We start from the raw sequence: 17,346 nt of genomic DNA on the forward strand, positions 1-17,346 counted from the left end.
CCCTGTTGGCACCAGGAACGGTCCGGGCGGCAATCAGGTTCCGGTGGGCGGAGCCGTGCCCACGACGACCTGCTTGCGCAGCACCCGCTCGCGCCAGGCGATGATGGTCCCGGCGACAATGATCAGCGGCGCGCCGATCCAGGTTGCCGCGGGTGGCAGCACGGCGAAGAACAGCCAGCCGTAGAGCGTCGCCCAGACGAGCGACGAGTAGTCCATGACGATGACGCTGGAGACCTCTCCGAAGCGCAAGGCCGCGGTGATGAGCAACTGGCCGAGCGTCCCCGCCACGCCGATCCCCACCAGCAGCAGGTAATCGCCGGGCGCATGGGCGCGCATGCTGAAGGGCAGGGCGGGCAGAACCAGCAGCGTGCTGAAGGCGGCGAACCAGAACACGATCGTCACCGCCTGCTCCGTACGGCCGAGATCGCGGATATGCAGCGAGATGAGCGCGACCATGAAGGCGCCGCCAAGCGCCGCCGCCGCACCGCCAAGCGGTATCGCATGGCCGCCGGGCTGGGCAATGACGAGCACGCCGACAAAGCCCACGATGACCGAAGACCAGCGCCACACGCCGACCCTCTCGTGCAGGATCAGGGTCGACAGGATCACCGCCCACAGCGGCGCGGTGAAGCTGAATGTCGTCGCCTCGGCCAGCGGCAGGAGGATCACCGCGCCGAAGTTCAGCACCATGCCGAAGAAGCCGTAGAGGCTGCGCACCAGGTGTGCGCGCGGCCTGGCGGTGCGAAGGATACCCGGCCCGCCGCGGGTTAGGGCATAGGCGAGCAGGATGGGAATGGCGATGCCCTGCCGCCAGAAGATGATCTCGGCAATGTGCACGCCGCGATCCGACGCCAGCTTGATCAGTGCCGCCATCGTGGCGATCCCGGCGATGCCGCCGAGCCGCAGCAGCAGCGCCAGCATGGGGCGATCGGTGGCCGGGGCATCCATCCCGCCGGCCTTACGCGGCGCACGGTGCCGGTCAATCATTGTCCCCGTGGCCGCGGCTCGCCATATGCGCGCTCGCCATGCACCTGCCCGATGCCATCCTCTTCGCCAGCGACGCGACCCGCTACGTGATCGTGGGCGCGGCGCTGCTCCTGCTCTCGGCCCTCGCCATGCGGGGCGACCGCCGCCGGGCGAAGAGGCGGGACATCGATGACGTCGGCATCATGCCCTGGCGCGACATCGCCGCGCTTGCCAGCATGGGCGGCCTGATCGTGCTCACTTTCGGGATCATGGGGTGGATCAGGGGTTAAGATGACCAGACCTTGCCGCGCAATTTCGGTCGGCGACTAGCCGACCGCAAGGGCGACTGCCCGCCCGCAGCGGCGCGCAGCTAAGCGGAGCGCATCTAGCGAGGACGAAGCCGCGGAGGCGGCTTCGCAACAATCACAAACAGGCTTCCAGGTACGCCTGGTCGAACCCGAACTGGCGGGCCTTTTCCAGCGTGTAGGGGCGCAGGCCCGACGAGCGGAATTCGCCGATGATCTTGCCGTCGTCGCCTTCGTCCAGGTACTCGAAGTTGAAGAGTTCCTGCGTCACGATCACGTCGCCTTCCATGCCGATCACCTCGGTGACGTTGGTCGTGCGGCGCGAACCGTCGCGCAGGCGCTTCACCTGCACGATAAGGTCGACCGATTCGGCGATCTGGCGGCTGATGGCTTCCTTGGGAATCTTGATGTCGCCCATCAGGATCATGTTTTCCATGCGGCCCAGGCACTCGCGCGGGCTGTTGGCGTGGAGCGTACACATGGAGCCGTCGTGGCCGGTGTTCATGGCGGCGAGAAGGTCGAAACACTCCGCGCCGCGAATCTCGCCCAGGATGATGCGGTCGGGGCGCATGCGCAGGGCGTTCTTCACGAGGTCGCCGATGGTGATGGCGCCTTGCCCTTCGAGGTTCGGCGGACGCGTTTCCAGCGGCAGCCAGTGCGGCTGCTGCAGGCGGAGTTCGGCCGCGTCCTCGATGGTCAGCACGCGCTCGCCCGGGTCGATCATCTTCGACAGGGCATTGAGCATCGTCGTCTTGCCCGAACCCGTACCACCCGAGATGACGATGTTCATCCGGCAGGCCCCGGCGATCTTCAGCGCGGTCGCCATCTTGTCGTTCATCGAGCCGAAGCCCTTGAGCATGTCGATGGTGATGGGCTTTTCGGAGAATTTACGAATGGAGATCGCCGTGCCGCGCAGGCTGAGCGGCGGCACGATGACGTTGACGCGGCTGCCGTCCTTGAGGCGAGCGTCGGCCAGCGGCGTGGTCTGGTCGACGCGGCGGCCGACCTGGTTCACGATCCGCTGGGCGATCTGGAACAGGTGGCCCTCGTCGCGGAACTTGATCGGCGCGATGACCAGCTTGCCCTTCTTTTCGATGTAGGTCTGGTCCGGACCGTTGACCATGATGTCGGTCACGTCGGGGTCGCCCAGCAGCTCCTCCAGCGGGCCGAAGCCGAGCAGCTCGTCGATCAGCACCTTTTCCAGCGCGAACTGCTCGCGGCGGTTGAGCGTGACCTTGAGCTCGGCCAGCACCTCCATGATGATCGGGCGGAATTCCTCCGACAGCTCTTCCTTGGTCAGGGTGGAGGCGGCTTCCGGATCGACGCGCTCGAGCAGGCGCGGCAGCACCTGCTCCTTGATCTTGTGGACGCTGGCCTCGAAACCGCCGACTTCCTGCTGTTCGTGCACCGCGTCGGATCGTTGCTGCAGGCGGTTGAGTGCGTCCTCCTTGTCGCGCGGACGGCCGGAGAGCGGCGAGCCCTCGCCGGGCAGCGGGGGGAACTGGTCGCCGCCGGGAAGGCCATCGTCATCAGATCGCGGGCCGGAGGGAACGCCACCGCGCATGGGCTTGGCGACCCCGAAGCTGGGGCGCGCGCCGGCTCCCATTCCAGCAGGTCCGCTCTTGCGTCCGAAAGCGCTCATTCGATGCCCCTCGATTAATCCATTGTCTCTTTTACGTCTGCGAGACTTCCTTGCGCGGCCTGATGTGGCCCAGTTTGGTAAATAATTGGCAAACGTTAGCGTCCTGCGCGCGTCGCCCGCGCCAGCGCAGCACTGGCAAAGCCGGCGCAGGGACAGTAGGGCGACGACCGCGCGGCCCGCCTGGCGCGCCTTGTCCGCCAGCAAGACTGAACCCACGATGCAACAATCCGACCGCGCCGGACTTCTTTTCACATTGACAGGGTTCTGCCTGCTGTCCGTTGGCGATGCGATTATAAAGGGCGTGGCGGGAGAATGGACGCCGCCTGCGGTCGCGGCCTTTCGCTACGCGCTCGGTGCCGTGGGGCTGTCCCTGTTTCTCTATCAGCGCGAGGGAAGGGCGCCGTTCCTGAAAGTGCCGAAACCTGGCGTGCAGTTGCTGCGTGGCCTGGCGGTGGCGGGGGCGACGCTGGCGTTCTTTGGCAGTATCTGGTTGATGCCGCTGGCCGACGCGGTGGCAATCACGTTCACCCAGCCGATGTTTACCGCAATGCTCGCTGCAGCGTTTCTCGGCGAACGATTGCGGTTGCACACGGTGGCGGCGACATTGGTGGCTTTCGCCGGGGTGCTCATAATCCTGCGACCCAACTTCCTCGAAATAGGCTGGGCAGCACTCCTGCCACTGTTCTGCGCCTTTTGCATGGCCGTACTCGTGACCGCCAATCGCGCCGTGCGCGGCGCCGGCAGTGTGCTGGCTGCGCAGGCTTACGTCGCCATCGGCGGGGCGTTTACACTGGGCTTGGTGGTGACGCTGGGCACCCTTAGCGGGGATCCACGCGTTGCCTTTTACTGGCCCGAGTGGCATGTGCTCCTGCGCGTCGCCTTCGTCGCCTGTTCGGCTACGGCGGCGCACTGGCTGGTTTTCCTCGGCACCGAGCGCGCCGGAGCGGCCACGGTCGCGCCGATGACCTACGGGCAACTGCTGGTGGCGACGAGCCTTGCGTGGATCTTCTTCGACGAGGCGCCCGACGCTGTCGCCATGCTGGGCGCCGCACTTATCGTGGGATCGGGGCTGTGGTTGTGGTGGCTGGGCCGGCGGCGGGATCTTGCCGGAACCACGCGGTGATCCGCCGCCCGTGCATTCCCACGTCAGGGCCACGCCGGTAATCGCTGGCTAGCGCCGTCTCGACCATGAACTCTGCACGCTCGTTCTGAAGCGTCATCGGCTCGTCAGCGGTGACGATGACGGCGGGCCGTGTGGCGAGCACGCGGGCGACCTCTTCCGCTTGGTCGATGCCGAGCGCATCGTCCTCCAGAGCGTTGTTGAGATGATCCGGGTAGACGAAGCGTGTGGGCACGCAGCTGCCCGTCATGCGATAGAGTGCGGTCGGCCCGTCCCACAGCCACAGGCAATCGGTCGCCGAGACGTGCGGTGTGATCGCCTCCGAAAGCACAAGCGCGGCCTGCCGCTCGTTCTGCGAATCGCGCGCGCGTTGGGGAAGCTGCAGCAGCAGCGCGAGCGAGAGCGTCAGCACCACGCCGGGATAGGCGCGAAGGGGGCCGGTCCGCTCCAGTATGGGCACCGCCACCAACGCCATCGGCGCGCTGAGCGCGGCGTAGTAATAGAGGTAGACCTCGCGTGGCAGGAACACGCTCGCGAGCGCGGCCAGCGACCAGCCGACGAAGAACAGCCAAACCGTCATTGGCTCGGGCCGCTTCATGCGAAAGGCCGCGTAGACACCGCAAGCGGCCAGCATCAATAGCGGCGATGTTCCGATCCAGTCCTCGCTCGCCCAGCGCCCTTCCGGCCCCGGATCACGTTCGAAAAAGCTCAGGAAATTGGCATAGAGAAAGGCATCGAGATGCCCCGCTAGAGCGTAGAAAAGGCCGACGGCGAGGGTTGGCGCGAGGCCTGCGAGCGCAAACATCAAGGCACGGCCCGCAAGCTGCGGCAGACGGGCTCCGCGCCGATACTCGATCCATAAGGCCCACATCCCGAAGAAGACGCACTGCGGCAGCACTGTGTATTTCACCTGCAGCGCCAAGCCACCGAGCAGCATGGCGATCATCGAGCGCGCAGTGAAACGCGGGTGCGAGGTGTCCAGCAGTAACAGCGCCATGCCAAGAAGCAGCGGCAGGAAGAACACCTCGCTCTGCGCCGAGTAGCTGGCATAGGCACACATCACCATTGTCTGGATTGCGGCGGCGATAGTCGCCGAGCTGCGACTGGCCAGCAGCCGGGCGAGGCGGTAGGTCAGGAAGGCAGACGCCAGCGCGAATATTGCGCCGACCAACTGGTAGGCGAGCGGGCCCGGTCCCATCACGGCGTGGGCTGCGGCGAAGATGGCAAACAGGCCGAAAGGTTTGCGATCCCACCAGTCGACAAAAGGCAGCTCGCCGTAGGTCATGCGCCAGCCGATGAAGCTGTAGAGCTGTTCGTCGAAATCGGCGACGGGATCGCCGAACCAGATCGCGCGGGTAGCCAGCACCATGAGCAGCAAGAGGGCAAGCGGCACCGCATCGCCGCGCCACGTCGCGCGCCATGTGTCGGCGAACGCCATATGCGGAAGTGCCGCAGCTCGCGGAGAGATAGTTTCGGTCCCCATTGTCGCGGTTCCTGCGCCGCACATGGTTAAGGAAGCTTTTAGGCCTAAGTACTTGCTGCCGGTCGCTCGCTTTTCTGCATATTTGCCGGATCGCAACTGTTGGCCATTAGCAGCCGAAACATGATGCGACGATTTCGCTTCTGGATCGGTCTGCTGGGATGGGCGATCGTGCTGCTTGGCGCGAGCCTTCTGGCGGTGAGTGCTTGGGCCATTGCACCTTTCTCCAGCCGTCCCGGCCACGTACTTCACACCGCCGGATACCTGCTGCGCGCGCCGCTGGCCGATCGGATGGCGATAGGCGACAGCCGCATCTGGACAGCAAGCCCCCCGGAGGGAGCGCTCTTCGCCGCATATGGCGGCGCCAGCGCGCGAGAAATGTCGCGCGTCGTTGGCCTGCTTTGCAATTTGCATTCCGGCCCAGTCACGATTGCCTTGGGCGTCAACGACACCAAGCCGCACCGCATGAACCTGCCGGCGAGCGCGGCGTCGCTGGCAATGATGACGCGCGACTGCGAACGTCCCACTCTAGCGCTCGCGCGGATTTGGCCGGTCGAACCGGGAGTGGATCGGCACGCAGACTCGCCCGACCCGGTATCGATCGACACGCTGAATCTTTCGATCGATGCCATCGCCGAGCGGTCGGGTATTCGTGTGCTGGCCGTGCCTGACCTCCCATCTCCGTTTACTCGGGATGGCGTGCATTTCACGGACGAGGTCACGGCCGACTACGCCCACGAGTTGACGCGGTGGACGGATTAACCCGAAACCAAGCTCTTTCCCGCACAAGAGTGCCCATGCCGCGCGAAGCGTTCATCACGCCGGAAATGTCGATCCTGCTCGATGCGGTCCGCGCATTGGCGGCCCTGCTCGTGCTCGGCGGCCATATCGTACAGGTCGGTCTCTACACCGGGCCTTACCCTTTCTCGCAGACGATGCAGCACAATGCGGTGATCGTATTCTTCGTACTGTCGGGCATCGTCATCGCGCATTCGGTCGACCGGCGACACGCAAGCTTTCGCGATTACGCGATCGCCCGCGCGGCCAGGATTCTGCCGGTTTCGCTCTTCGCAATCGTGTTTGGGACGGCGGCATACCTAGTTGCAGGGGAGCTGATTGCGCCATCGGCGGGAGATTGCTGGTATGGCGAACTCTCGCCCGCAGCCGTCATCCTTCCGGCTTTTTTCCTCAGCGAAAGCTGGAACGGCGTGGGCCCTGTGTGGAACCCGCCTTACTGGTCGCTTGTCTACGAAGTCTGGTTCTATGCAATATTCGCGGCCTTCGTGTTCGCGCCGCGCGGCTGGCGCTGGCCACTGATGGGGCTTTTGACAGCAATCGCCGGATGGCGCATCGTGTTGATGCTGCCGATCTGGGCGTTTGGTGCATGGCTCTCCCGGCACGCGTCGCGCCGGGTGGAGGCGGTGCGGGGTGTTCAATTGATAGCGATGGGAGCGATCTTGGTCGCGTTGTCGAACGGATGGGGTGCGTCCGTATCGGAACGGACGGCGGAATGGCATTCGGCTATCGGATACGATCTCAAACTATCACGCTATTTCCTTACGGACTGGCTCTTCGGGATCGGCATCGCACTTGCGTTCATCGGGGTGAGGCCGCTCGCTAGACGCTATCGCGCCGGGCTGGACGCGATCCGTAGACCCATCGTTGCGCTCGCCGGCATATCATTCACGCTCTACCTTCTGCACTGGCCGATCCTGCTGTTGCTTGTCGCGGGCGGCTGGCAAGTAGGGAGAAGTCCGGCAGGTTTCGCTGCACTGGTCGTGGCCATCGTGCTCGCTTGCACCGCGATCGCCAGCGTTACCGAGCATCGCAATCGGAACATACGTGCCTGGCTTCATCGCCATCTGCAACGTCGGTCACCTGCGTTGGCGGCGGAATAGAAAAAGGCGCCGCAAGCGCAGCGCCCTCTTCCCTTTTCGAGATAGGCCGGTTCAGCCCTCGACGTGCTCCGCCAGCACGGTCAGGCCGTTGTCGCCCACCTCGGCAAAGCCGCCGCGCACCTCGATGCGTTCGGGTTGGCTTGAGGCGGTCGCGTAGACCTCGATCGCGCCGTCGCGTACGGTGCTCATCACCGGCGCATGGCCCTCGAGCACGCCGAAGTCGCCCTCGGTGCCGGGGACGACGACCATGTGGACATCTTCCGATCGGACCAGCTTGCTGGGGGTTACGAGTTCGAAGTGCAGGGCCATGGCGATCAGGCGTCCTCGGCCAGCTTGGCGGCCTTTTCGATCACCATGTCGATGCCGCCGACCATGTAGAACGCGGCTTCGGGCAGGTGGTCGTATTCGCCGTTTACCACCGCCTTGAACGAGCGGACGGTGTCTTCCAGCTGCACGAACTGGCCAGGGATGTTGGTGAACACCTCGGCGACGTGGAACGGCTGCGACAGGAACTTCTGGATCTTGCGCGCACGGGCCACGGTCAGCTTATCCTCTTCGGAAAGCTCGTCCATGCCCAGGATGGCGATGATGTCCTGCAGGCTCTTGTACTTCTGCAGCGTCTCCTGGACGCGGCGGGCGGTGTCGTAGTGCTCCTGGCCCACGACGCGCGGCTCCAGAACGCGGCTGGTCGAATCGAGCGGGTCCACCGCCGGGTAGATGCCCAGCTCGGAGATCGCGCGGTTCAGCGTGGTGGTCGCGTCGAGGTGCGCGAACGAGGTGGCGGGCGCCGGGTCGGTCAGGTCGTCCGCGGGGACGTAGATCGCCTGCACCGAGGTGATCGAGCCCTTGGTGGTCGAGGTGATGCGTTCCTGCAGGTTGCCCATGTCGGTCGACAGGGTCGGCTGGTAGCCTACCGCCGAGGGGATGCGGCCTAGCAGGGCCGACACTTCCGAACCCGCCTGGGTGAAGCGGAAGATGTTGTCGACAAAGAACAGCACGTCCTGGCCTTCCTGGTCGCGGAAGTACTCGGCCATGGTCAGGCCCGAGAGCGCCACGCGGGCACGCGCGCCCGGCGGCTCGTTCATTTGGCCGAACACCAGCGCCACCTTGCTACCCTCGGAAATGGCGTTGCCTTCCTCGTCCTTGGCGATGACGCCGGCGTCGAGGAATTCGTGGTAGAGGTCGTTGCCCTCGCGGGTGCGCTCACCCACGCCGGCGAAAACGGACACGCCGCCGTGGCCCTTGGCGATGTTGTTGATCAACTCCTGGATCAGCACGGTCTTGCCCACGCCCGCGCCGCCGAACAGGCCGATCTTGCCGCCCTTGGCGTAAGGGGCAAGCAGGTCGATGACCTTGATGCCGGTGACGAGGATGTCGGCCTCGGTCGACTGGTCGATGAACTGCGGTGCCTCGGCGTGGATCGGGGCGGTCATCTCGGCGCCCACGGGGCCGCGCTCGTCGATCGGCTGACCGACCACGTTCATGATGCGGCCGAGCGTCTTGGGGCCGACGGGCACGGAGATCTGCGCGCCGGTGTTGATCACTTCCTGCCCGCGGACGAGACCGTCGGTGCCGTCCATGGCGATGGTGCGAACCGTGTTCTCGCCAAGGTGCTGGGCGACCTCGAGCACGAGCGTCTGCTCGCGGTTCTTCGTCTCGAGCGCGGTGAGGATCGGCGGGAGCTCGCCTTCGAAGGTCACGTCGACGACGGCGCCGATGACCTGGCTGATGGTGCCGTTCGTGGTCTGGTTGAGGGCGGGGGCGGTAGCCATGGTTCTTGTCCTAAGCGTTGAAGGCGAAGTTGATATTGAAAGTCAGTCGGCGGGATCAGTCGGCGGTCTGGGCGCAGACGGCCTCGGCGTCCTGGATCATCCAGTTCTCGCCGCTCTCGTCGATGGCCAGCGTGGCGCTGTCGCGCATGTATTCGTCGCCGCCCAGCGCGTATTCGCAGCTGGCGGTGTCGGCGCCCATGGCGCGGCGGCAGACGGCCTGGGTCACAGGCTCGGCATCGGGGCAGGCCTCGGCGTGCAGACGGGTAAACAATGCTTCGTCGGCCGGGGCGAGCGTGGCGATCGGCGTCGGTGCGACGGTCGGGGTCGGCTCGGGCGCGGGCTCTTCGCCGCAGGCGGCAACGAGCGCGAACAGGGGCAGGGCGAAGAGGGTCTTGGTCATGGTATTCTTTCTGAATGGTATGCGCCGGTGCGCGGATGGAGGGTTCACGAAGGTAAACGCCCGCGCGCCGGGTTGTTTCTCGCCTACAGGGCTTCCGCACCTGCGATAATTTCGATGAGTTCGGTGGTGATCGCGGCCTGGCGGCTGCGGTTGTACTGGATGGTCAGCTTGTCGATCAGCTCGCCGGCGTTGCGGGTGGCGTTGTCCATGGCGGTCATGGAAGCGCCCTGTTCGCTCGCCTCACGCTCGATCAGCGCGCCGAAGACCTGTGTCTTGACGTAGCGCGGCAGCAGCTCGGCGAGGATCTCCTCCTCGTCGGGCTCGTAATCGACCGCTGCGCCGTTCGCCGCCACCACTTCGCCTTCCGGCGCAGGGACGGGGATCAGCTGCACGGTTACCGGGTCCTGCGCCAGCGCGGACTTGAACACCGGGTAGACGAGGTGGGCGACGTCGAACTTGCCCTCTTCGAACATGGTCAGCAGTTCGTCGGCGATTTCCTCGGCCTCGGCGAAACCGGGGTTGCGCACGGTGCTGGTGTCGAACTCGCGGCTGACGTCCTTGGCGTAGTCGCGCTTGATCGGCGCACGGCCCTTCTTGCCGACGAGGTAGAACTCGACGTCCTTGCCCTGCGCCAGCAGCGCGCGGGCGCGGGTCTTGGCCTCTTTCACGATGTTTGAGTTGAGGCCGCCGCACAGGCCCTTGTCGGTGTTCACCACCACCAGCAGGTTGCGCTTGTCGCTGCCCGTGCCCGCGAGCAGCTTCGGCCCGCCGTCGGTGTCCACCTTGCCCGCGATGCTCGCCATGACGGCGGAAAGGCGCGTGGCATAGGGCCGCGCAGCCTCGGCAGCGGCCTGTGCCTTGCGCAGTTTCGCCGCCGCGACCATCTGCTTGGCCTTGGTGATCTTCTGCGTCGACTTGACCGACTTGATGCGGTCCTTGAGTTCCTTGAGTGAAGCCACTCTCGTTTCTCTTTCTCGTCATCCCAGCGAAAGCTGGGATCGGGTTCAATCAGGTCCGACCTGGCGGCCAGCAATCCCAGCTTTCGCTGGGATGACGGCTAGTTAAGCGAACTGCTTAGCGAAGGTGTCGAGCGCGCTCTTCACCGCATCGCGGGTGCTGTCCTCGAACTTGCCGGTGCTGCGGATTTCGCTGAGCGTGTCGGCGTGTTCGTTGCGCATGAAGCTGAGCATGGCGGCCTCGTACTCGGTCACGCGGTCGACCGCGACGGCATCGAGGCAGCCGTTGGTGCCCGCGAAGATCGAGACGACCTGCTCTTCCACCGGCATCGGGTTGAACTGCTTCTGCTTCAGCAGCTCGGTCAGGCGCGCGCCGCGGTTGAGCAGCTTCTGCGTCGAGGCGTCGAGGTCGCTGCCGAACTGCGCGAAGGCGGCCATCTCGCGGTACTGCGCGAGCTCCAGCTTGATCGAGCCTGCGACCTTCTTCATCGCCTTCGTCTGGGCGGCGCCGCCCACGCGGCTGACCGACAGGCCCACGTTGATGGCCGGGCGAATGCCCTGGTAGAACAGGTCGGTCTCGAGGAAGATCTGGCCATCGGTGATCGAGATCACGTTGGTCGGGATGTAGGCCGACACGTCGCCCGCCTGCGTCTCGATGATCGGCAGGGCGGTCAGCGAACCGCCGCCCTGGCTGTCGTTCATCTTGGCCGCACGCTCGAGCAGGCGGCTATGCAGGTAGAACACGTCGCCCGGATAGGCCTCGCGGCCCGGCGGGCGGCGCAGCAGCAGCGACATCTGGCGATAGGCGACAGCCTGCTTGGAGAGGTCGTCGTAAACGATCACGGCGTGCATGCCGTTGTCGCGGAAGAATTCGCCCATGGCAGCGCCGGTGTAGGGGGCGAGATACTGCAGCGGAGCGGGTTCGGACGCGGTGGCAGCGACGATGATGGAATATTCCATCGCGCCGTTTTCCTCGAGCGTCTTAACCAGCTGCGCCACGGTCGAGCGCTTCTGACCCACGGCGACGTAGATGCAGTAGAGCTTCTTGCTCTCGTCATCGCCGGCGTTGTTGGTCTTCTGGTTGATGAAGGTGTCGATCGCCACGGCGCTCTTGCCGGTCTGGCGGTCGCCGATGATCAGCTCGCGCTGGCCGCGGCCGACGGGGACGAGCGCGTCCAGTGCCTTGAGCCCGGTCTGCACCGGCTCGTTCACCGACTGGCGCGGAATGATGCCGGGGGCCTTCTGCTCGACGGGCATGCGCTGCACGTCGGTGATCGGGCCCTTGCCGTCGATCGGATTGCCGAGCGCGTCGACCACGCGGCCGAGCAGGCCCTTGCCCACGGGCACGTCCACGATGGTGCCGGTGCGCTTGACCGTATCGCCTTCGCCGATTTCCTGGTCCGACCCGAAGATCACGACGCCGACGTTGTCGGCTTCCAGGTTCAGGGCCATGCCCATCACGCCGTTCGAGAATTCCACCATCTCGCCGGCCTGTACCTTGTCGAGGCCGTGGATGCGGGCGATGCCGTCACCCACCGAGAGGACGGAGCCGGTCTCGCTGACCTCGGCCTGGTTGCCGAAGTTGGCGATCTGGTCCTTGATGACCTTGGAGATTTCTGCGGCGCGGATTTCCATGTCTATGCCTTCTTAGTGTGAGGGAGCGCTCAGGCGCTCTTCATGGCTTGTGCAAGCGAGTTGAGACGGGTGCGGATCGAGCTGTCGATGCGCTGCGAGCCGATGGTGACGACCAGACCGCCGAGCAGGCTGGGATCGACGCGGCTGGAAAGCTTCACCGTGCGGCCTTCGCGGGCGCGCAGCTTCGATTCGAGGGTGGCGATCTGCTCGTCGGTCAGCGCATGCGCGCTGGCGACCTCGGCCTGCACCTCGCCGCGCTGGGCGGCGGCGATGGCGGAAAAGGCGCGAATGATCGCTGGGAGATCGGCGACGCGGCGATTGGTCGCCAACACGCCGAGGAAATTGCGGGTCAGCTCCGACAGGCCGAGGTGATCGGCCATGCCGTTCATCACGCCGGCGATCTGGTGGCGCTTGATTTCCGGGTTGCGGATCAGCGCGCGCAGTTCGCCCGATTCGGCGAGGGCGGAGCGCAGACGTTCGAGATCGTTCTCGACAGCGGTGACCGTGCCGGCCTCGCTGGCGAGGTCGAACAGGGCACTGGCATAACGTCCTGCCAGGCTGGCCTTGATACCGGCGGTAAGTTCCACGCTGTGGGGTCCTCTTGGGTCCGGGTGACGGAGATCGGGGCAAAGGGAATCAGGATGCGCAAAAGCACCCTGCCAAAGCTGGCGCGCGCCTAGCAGCCGTATTGCTGCGATGCAACCCGGTGGGTCGGACTAGCTCTCGCCTTCTGGCGCGGAAGCCGTACAGCGATAGACCAGCCGCTCATTCGGTGTCGAGGGCAGGGCCGAGGTGACGGCGTCCTGCGCGGTGCCGAACGCGCGCGCTTCGGCCTCGCTAGCTCCGCACTGCGGCGCGGTGAAGCCGCCGCGGGCGGTGCGCGCCTGGGTCATGGCCTCGCGGCCCAGCAGGTAGCGTTCCATCGTCAGTTCGCTCGACGCGGGATCGAAGCGGTTGACCGAGACCGCCGCCTCGTTCGCGGGCACGAAGACGCGGGCCCAGGTGCCGTCGGTGCGGCCGTACTGCGTGCGGTCGTTGACGCAGCCGTCCTCGCGCCAGGCGAAGGGCAGGTCCCGCGCCGGAGCGCCGGTGACGCGGCTGCGACTCTCGTCGAGCGTGCAGATGTAGTCGCCGCCGCCCGCTCCGCCAGCGACGACGGGGCCGGTATCGGCGCCTCGCGCCTCGTCGTGCAGCGCGTCTTCCACCCGGCGGTCGATCTCCTCGAATGGTGGGCGAGTGAACCAAGCGACCACGCCTCCGATCAGCGCGGCCAGCGCCAGCGCGCCCGCCACCGCGCGTCGGCGCAGTTCCTGCCGCACGTGGAACCACGCCGCGACGAGGCCTGCCGCCGTGGCGACGAGGAGGGCGAGGAAGGCGAGCGCCATGCCGTTCGCCCGTTCGTCCATCACGGCATAGCCCGCCGTGCGGCGCAGTTCCCCGGTGCGGGCGGCAAGCTCTTCTGCGCTCTGGCGGGATGCGGCGGCGATGCGGGCGGCCTCGGCATCGCGGCGGGCCTGCTCCTCGGCATCGAGCGCGGCAAGACTGCGGCAGGCGCCCGAACTCATCTGCGGGCTAACATCGTTGGCACGCAGGAAAGGCAGCAGCTCGCGGGTGGAAACGGCAAAGAAGAACTCCGCGTCCGATCCCTGGCTCTCCGCGCCGAAGCTGTTGACGCCGATCACCCGCCCGCACTCGTCCACCAGCGGCCCGCCGCTGTTGCCCGCGGCTATGGGCGCGGTGTGCAGCAGGGTGTCCATCTCCCTGCTGGGGCGGCGGCCGGAGAGAAAGCCGGTGGCGGTAACGGGCGGCTGGGCGCGGAACAGGTCGGCGAACTCGAGTCCCTGCGCCAGGTCCACGTTGGCCGGATAGCCTATGGCGATCACCGCGCCACTGGTCGGCGGATTGCCCGATATCGTAAGGGGCGGCAGGCCGAGGTTCGAAGTGGTGGCGAGCAGGGCGAGGTCGTTGCGCTCGCTGACCGCCACGATGCGGGCATAGACGGCTTCCTCCCCGTCGGCGGGGACGATGCCGATGGCAAGCCGCTCGTCCTCCAGCGCCTGCCGGATCACGTGGGCATTGGTGACGATCCGCTCGCGCCCGACGGCAAAGCCGGTGCCGTGCGAGACTGGCAGCAGTTCCGGCCCGTCGTTGCCGATGATGACGACGCGCACCACGCCGCGCGATGCCGCCTCGACGTCCGCCGGATCGGCCAGCACGGGCGTGGCGAGGGCGGCGAGCATGGCGAACAGGGCAACGAAGAAGCGCATCGCCAGCCGTTTTGGCCGCGCCGGACATTGACCGCAAGGTTCGGGACGCGCAGGCGTGTGGGCATCCGCTAACTGTGCCGCATGACGAACGCCTCTCTTACTGACGACCAGCGCTGGCAGATCGCGCTCGCGAAAGACCGCCGCTTCGACGGCGTGTTTGTCACGGGCGTGCATTCGACCGGCATCTATTGCCGCCCCAGCTGCCCGGCGCGCGCTCCGAAGCGGGTGAACGTGCGGTTCTATGCCGGGCCCGCCGATGCCGAGGCGGCGGGCCTGCGCGCCTGCAAGCGCTGTGCGCCCGATCGTCAGAGCCGCGACGAGGCCGCCGTGCTCGCGGTTCTCAAGCTGCTGCGCGAGGCGGAGGGGCCGGTGCCGCTCGAGCGGCTGGGCGCGGCGACCGGGTATTCGCCCGCGCACCTTCAGCGCGTCTTCACCCGCGCCGTGGGCCTCTCGCCCGCCGCCTACGCCCGCGCATTGCGACGCGAGCGGGCGGACGCGGCGCTGATTGGAGAGGAGAGGGTAACCGATGCCATATACGAGGCGGGCTATGCCGCGCCATCGCGATTCTACGACGAAAGGAAGGACAGGGGAATGAGCGCCAGCGATTGGAGCCGGGGCGGGGCCGGACGGCGGATCGAATGGGCAAGCGTGGCAACGACGCTCGGCCCCATGCTGGTCGCCGCGACCGAGAAGGGCGTTTGCTGCCTCGCTTTCGGCGAGGGCGAGGCTGAGCTGCGCGCCCGTTTCCCGCGCGCCGAGCTGGCCGAGGGGGGCGCGGACTTCCGCGACCTGCTCGCCCGCGTGGTGGCGGCGGTGGAAGCACCGGGAACGGGCGACCAAATCCCGCTCGACGTGAAGGGCACCGCCTTCCAGCAGCGCGTGTGGGACGAACTGCGCCGCATCCCGCCGGGCGAGACGCTGAGCTACGGCCAGCTCGCCGCGCGGGTGGGCAATCCGAAGGCCAGCCGCGCGGTCGGCGGTGCGAACGGGGCAAACAACGTCGCCGTGCTGATCCCGTGCCACCGCGTGATCGCGGCGGACGGAACGCTCGGCGGCTATGCCTATGGCCTCGATATCAAGCGCGAACTGTTGAATCGCGAGAACTCCGGCTGACAGGCTGTGCGCGTGCTCGTATGGCCCTAGGCAACTGGGAGAATACGATGGTCGAGACAGTTGAAAACGCCGCGACTGAACGGCCCTTGTGGCTAAAGATCTGGCAATTTCCGCTGGTCGCGATGATCGTCGCCATCGTGCTGATCCTGTTGATGACGGCATTAGTGCAGCTGTTTTCCGAAGTCGTGCTGAATGATGCGCTGGGCGAACCTGGAAGCATGATTGCGACCGTGGTGCTGCTCGTCGCCGCGCTGACCTCGATCTACAAAGTCGCCATTCGCAGGCTCGGGCGCAAAAAGCGTGACGACCTGCCGCTGCCCCCGATGCTGCGCGACACGGGACTGGGCTTTGCGGGCGGTGCCGTACTTATCAGCCTGTGTGTTGGGCTGGCGGCGCTTTTTGGGGTCTATCGCATTCAGGGCGGCGACAACTTCACGGACTGGCCGACGATCGTCTTTCTGTTCGGCGTTTATGCAGGATTCTTCGAGGAACTGCTGATGCGCGGCATCGTGCTGCGCTGGCTGGAGGAGATGACCGGAACCTGGATCGCGCTGGCCATTAGCTCACTGCTGTTCGGCTTCGGCCATGCGTGGAACGATAACGCCACCGTCGTCAGCTCGACCGCCATCGCCATCGAGGCAGGAATCCTGCTCGGCGCGGCCTACATCCTCACACGATCGCTTTGGCTGGCTATTGGCCTACACGCCGGGTGGAACGTGGTGCAGGCGCTTTGGGACGTGCCTGTCAGCGGCAACCCCACTGTCGGGCCGGTCGCGGCAACCTTGGAAGGACCAGATCTGTTGGCAGGTGGCGGCTTCGGGCTCGAGGCGACCGTCTTTGCCCTGATCGTGGCGACGAGCGCGGGGGTGTGGATGCTGGTGCTGGCCGCGCGGCGTAGGCGGATTGTGCGGCCGATGTGGAGCCGCAGAGGTGCGGACATAACCCCCAGTTGATTTCTCGGCATGCTGTGGCGGGAACTGTCAATCTCGTTAATGTTTCGATATAGAGATGCAAAGATGGCGCTGGAGCTTGAATTGTCTGGGGGCGAGGGGAGCCACGCTAAGTAAGTCTGCGTATTGTCACACCGTGCCAGCAAACTGACTAGAAGGCCTGACAAATGAGCCGTTTCGTGATGCTACCGATCTGTTGCGCCGAGTGAGGCCGGACGATCCTGACATGGATGCGATCATTCGCGCGATGGTTGCGGGTGCGCTGGACCACTACAGATGGCCAGTTGAAGAGAGCGACCTTACCAAATTGATAGCAGACGCGAAAGAGCGCGAGCTGATATGGCGCAAGGAAGAGTCAGCGCGTGAAGATGCCAAGCGGCGGATCGCCGATCTCACGTCTCGGGAACGACAGGTGCTTGTATTGATCGGGCGTGGTTTCAGCAACAAGGGTGTCGCCCGAGAATTGGGGATTAGCCCGCGCACGGTCGAGGTTCACCGCGCAAATCTGTACGAAAAAATCAGTGCAGTCTCGACGGCCGACGCTGTCCGGATCGGAATCCAGGCAGGTCTTGACCTGGATGCGTGAAGAACTGCTCTGATGCCTTTTCGCGGACGTCCAGAACACAACCGAGCCAAGCTTCAAGGATAGCTTGTGACGAGGTTCGCGCTGATTTTTCAGCAACCGCGCCAAACCATAAGCCTTTGACTTTCACCACGTAGTGACCGTCCGGCTTGCTAATGGTGATTGGGAGATGTTCGGCGACCAGTGATCGCGCGGCTTTGTCAAAATAACCGCCATCAAGGAGCACTTCGAAAGCGCCTTCCTCTATCTTAACCCCGAA

The 17,346-nt window shown here is 65.6% G+C and carries 17 protein-coding genes; 7 read left to right on the forward strand and 10 right to left on the reverse strand.

Features of this window, described 5'->3' with window-relative positions; translation table 11 throughout:
* Window positions 1-33: 33 nt before the first annotated feature.
* On the reverse strand, window positions 34-948 hold the full coding sequence (locus AAW00_RS01690; RefSeq protein WP_241461605.1) for a DMT family transporter: 915 nt from the start codon (window positions 946-948) through the stop codon (window positions 34-36).
* A 77-nt stretch (window positions 949-1,025) separates the two neighbouring features.
* Here AAW00_RS01690 and AAW00_RS01695 point away from each other — a divergent pair, with 77 nt between their 5' ends.
* Window positions 1,026-1,256 (forward strand): hypothetical protein, encoded by a 231-nt coding sequence (locus AAW00_RS01695; protein WP_047002620.1) that lies wholly within the window; start codon window positions 1,026-1,028, stop codon window positions 1,254-1,256.
* A gap of 133 nt (window positions 1,257-1,389) precedes the next feature.
* On the opposite strand, the gene AAW00_RS01700 is transcribed toward AAW00_RS01695, so the two are convergent.
* On the reverse strand, window positions 1,390-2,913 hold the full coding sequence (locus tag AAW00_RS01700; RefSeq protein ID WP_187331002.1) for a TadA family conjugal transfer-associated ATPase: 1,524 nt from the start codon (window positions 2,911-2,913) through the stop codon (window positions 1,390-1,392).
* A 217-nt stretch (window positions 2,914-3,130) separates the two neighbouring features.
* Here AAW00_RS01700 and AAW00_RS01705 point away from each other — a divergent pair, with 217 nt between their 5' ends.
* Window positions 3,131-4,036, forward strand: a complete 906-nt coding sequence (locus tag AAW00_RS01705) for a DMT family transporter (protein WP_047002622.1) — start codon at window positions 3,131-3,133, stop codon at window positions 4,034-4,036.
* On the opposite strand, the gene AAW00_RS01710 is transcribed toward AAW00_RS01705, so the two are convergent.
* Complete coding sequence (locus AAW00_RS01710; RefSeq protein ID WP_047002623.1) at window positions 3,966-5,471, reverse strand: ArnT family glycosyltransferase; 1,506 nt, start codon at window positions 5,469-5,471, stop codon at window positions 3,966-3,968. The two genes, AAW00_RS01705 and AAW00_RS01710, sit on opposite strands and share 71 nt — an antisense overlap.
* Window positions 5,472-5,636: 165 nt before the next feature.
* Between AAW00_RS01710 and AAW00_RS15135 the strand changes: the two genes are divergently transcribed.
* Together AAW00_RS15135 and AAW00_RS01720 are read left to right on the forward strand one after the other, a co-directional pair.
* A complete protein-coding gene (locus AAW00_RS15135; RefSeq protein ID WP_047002624.1) occupies window positions 5,637-6,275 on the forward strand; it encodes an SGNH/GDSL hydrolase family protein in 639 nt (212 codons plus the stop codon).
* Between the two features lie 35 nt (window positions 6,276-6,310).
* Complete coding sequence (locus AAW00_RS01720) at window positions 6,311-7,411, forward strand: acyltransferase family protein (protein ID WP_047002625.1); 1,101 nt, start codon at window positions 6,311-6,313, stop codon at window positions 7,409-7,411.
* Window positions 7,412-7,462: 51 nt separating this feature from the next.
* Here the strand turns inward: AAW00_RS01720 and AAW00_RS01725 are convergent, their stop codons facing one another.
* The 7 genes from AAW00_RS01725 to AAW00_RS01755 form a co-directional block, all read right to left on the reverse strand.
* On the reverse strand, window positions 7,463-7,720 hold the full coding sequence (locus tag AAW00_RS01725) for an ATP synthase F1 subunit epsilon (RefSeq protein ID WP_047002626.1): 258 nt from the start codon (window positions 7,718-7,720) through the stop codon (window positions 7,463-7,465).
* 5 nt (window positions 7,721-7,725) lie between these two features.
* Window positions 7,726-9,183: a F0F1 ATP synthase subunit beta gene (atpD, locus tag AAW00_RS01730; RefSeq protein ID WP_047002627.1), complete on the reverse strand. Its 1,458-nt coding sequence runs from the start codon at window positions 9,181-9,183 to the stop codon at window positions 7,726-7,728.
* A gap of 55 nt (window positions 9,184-9,238) precedes the next feature.
* Window positions 9,239-9,583 carry a hypothetical protein gene (locus AAW00_RS01735; protein ID WP_047002628.1) on the reverse strand — a complete coding sequence of 115 codons (345 nt, stop codon included), beginning with the start codon at window positions 9,581-9,583 and terminating at the stop codon, window positions 9,239-9,241.
* Window positions 9,584-9,666: 83 nt separating this feature from the next.
* Window positions 9,667-10,542 carry a F0F1 ATP synthase subunit gamma gene (locus tag AAW00_RS01740; RefSeq protein WP_047002629.1) on the reverse strand — a complete coding sequence of 292 codons (876 nt, stop codon included), beginning with the start codon at window positions 10,540-10,542 and terminating at the stop codon, window positions 9,667-9,669.
* 102 nt (window positions 10,543-10,644) lie between these two features.
* The gene (gene atpA / locus AAW00_RS01745; RefSeq protein ID WP_047002630.1) at window positions 10,645-12,174 is read right to left on the reverse strand and encodes a F0F1 ATP synthase subunit alpha; all 1,530 of its coding nucleotides are present in this window, start codon (window positions 12,172-12,174) and stop codon (window positions 10,645-10,647) included.
* Window positions 12,175-12,203: 29 nt separating this feature from the next.
* Window positions 12,204-12,761 (reverse strand): F0F1 ATP synthase subunit delta, encoded by a 558-nt coding sequence (locus AAW00_RS01750; protein ID WP_047002631.1) that lies wholly within the window; start codon window positions 12,759-12,761, stop codon window positions 12,204-12,206.
* A gap of 129 nt (window positions 12,762-12,890) precedes the next feature.
* Window positions 12,891-14,441, reverse strand: coding sequence for a S1 family peptidase (locus AAW00_RS01755; RefSeq protein ID WP_047002632.1), 1,551 nt, complete (start codon window positions 14,439-14,441; stop codon window positions 12,891-12,893).
* An 81-nt stretch (window positions 14,442-14,522) separates the two neighbouring features.
* Between AAW00_RS01755 and AAW00_RS01760 the strand changes: the two genes are divergently transcribed.
* From AAW00_RS01760 to AAW00_RS01770, 3 genes are all read left to right on the forward strand, one after another.
* Window positions 14,523-15,554 carry a bifunctional transcriptional activator/DNA repair enzyme AdaA gene (locus AAW00_RS01760; protein WP_047002633.1) on the forward strand — a complete coding sequence of 344 codons (1,032 nt, stop codon included), beginning with the start codon at window positions 14,523-14,525 and terminating at the stop codon, window positions 15,552-15,554.
* Window positions 15,555-15,601: 47 nt separating this feature from the next.
* Window positions 15,602-16,507 (forward strand): CPBP family intramembrane glutamic endopeptidase, encoded by a 906-nt coding sequence (locus tag AAW00_RS01765; protein WP_063359788.1) that lies wholly within the window; start codon window positions 15,602-15,604, stop codon window positions 16,505-16,507.
* 223 nt (window positions 16,508-16,730) lie between these two features.
* Entirely contained in the window at window positions 16,731-17,090 is a 360-nt protein-coding gene (locus AAW00_RS01770; protein WP_052761717.1) for a response regulator transcription factor, read from the forward strand.
* Window positions 17,091-17,346: the final 256 nt, after the last annotated feature.

Source organism: Aurantiacibacter luteus, from assembly GCF_001010945.1.
Lineage (GTDB): Bacteria > Pseudomonadota > Alphaproteobacteria > Sphingomonadales > Sphingomonadaceae > Alteraurantiacibacter > Alteraurantiacibacter luteus.

Excerpts from the sequence above, each read along its gene's own strand:
- AAW00_RS01755 (WP_047002632.1), bottom strand. The coding sequence starts at position 14,441 with ATGCGCTTCTTCGTTGCCCTGTTCGCCATGCTCGCCGCCCTCGCCACG.
- AAW00_RS01710 (WP_047002623.1), bottom strand. The coding sequence starts at position 5,471 with ATGGCGTTCGCCGACACATGGCGCGCGACGTGGCGCGGCGATGCGGTG.
- AAW00_RS15135 (WP_047002624.1), top strand. The coding sequence starts at position 5,637 with ATGATGCGACGATTTCGCTTCTGGATCGGTCTGCTGGGATGGGCGATC.
- AAW00_RS01690 (WP_241461605.1), bottom strand. The coding sequence starts at position 948 with ATGGATGCCCCGGCCACCGATCGCCCCATGCTGGCGCTGCTGCTGCGG.
- AAW00_RS01770 (WP_052761717.1), top strand. The coding sequence starts at position 16,731 with ATGGATGCGATCATTCGCGCGATGGTTGCGGGTGCGCTGGACCACTAC.
- AAW00_RS01700 (WP_187331002.1), bottom strand. The coding sequence starts at position 2,913 with ATGAGCGCTTTCGGACGCAAGAGCGGACCTGCTGGAATGGGAGCCGGC.
- atpA (WP_047002630.1), bottom strand. The coding sequence starts at position 12,174 with ATGGAAATCCGCGCCGCAGAAATCTCCAAGGTCATCAAGGACCAGATC.
- AAW00_RS01760 (WP_047002633.1), top strand. The coding sequence starts at position 14,523 with ATGACGAACGCCTCTCTTACTGACGACCAGCGCTGGCAGATCGCGCTC.
- AAW00_RS01705 (WP_047002622.1), top strand. The coding sequence starts at position 3,131 with ATGCAACAATCCGACCGCGCCGGACTTCTTTTCACATTGACAGGGTTC.
- AAW00_RS01765 (WP_063359788.1), top strand. The coding sequence starts at position 15,602 with ATGGTCGAGACAGTTGAAAACGCCGCGACTGAACGGCCCTTGTGGCTA.
- AAW00_RS01725 (WP_047002626.1), bottom strand. The coding sequence starts at position 7,720 with ATGGCCCTGCACTTCGAACTCGTAACCCCCAGCAAGCTGGTCCGATCG.
- atpD (WP_047002627.1), bottom strand. The coding sequence starts at position 9,183 with ATGGCTACCGCCCCCGCCCTCAACCAGACCACGAACGGCACCATCAGC.
- AAW00_RS01720 (WP_047002625.1), top strand. The coding sequence starts at position 6,311 with ATGCCGCGCGAAGCGTTCATCACGCCGGAAATGTCGATCCTGCTCGAT.
- AAW00_RS01695 (WP_047002620.1), top strand. The coding sequence starts at position 1,026 with ATGCACCTGCCCGATGCCATCCTCTTCGCCAGCGACGCGACCCGCTAC.
- AAW00_RS01735 (WP_047002628.1), bottom strand. The coding sequence starts at position 9,583 with ATGACCAAGACCCTCTTCGCCCTGCCCCTGTTCGCGCTCGTTGCCGCC.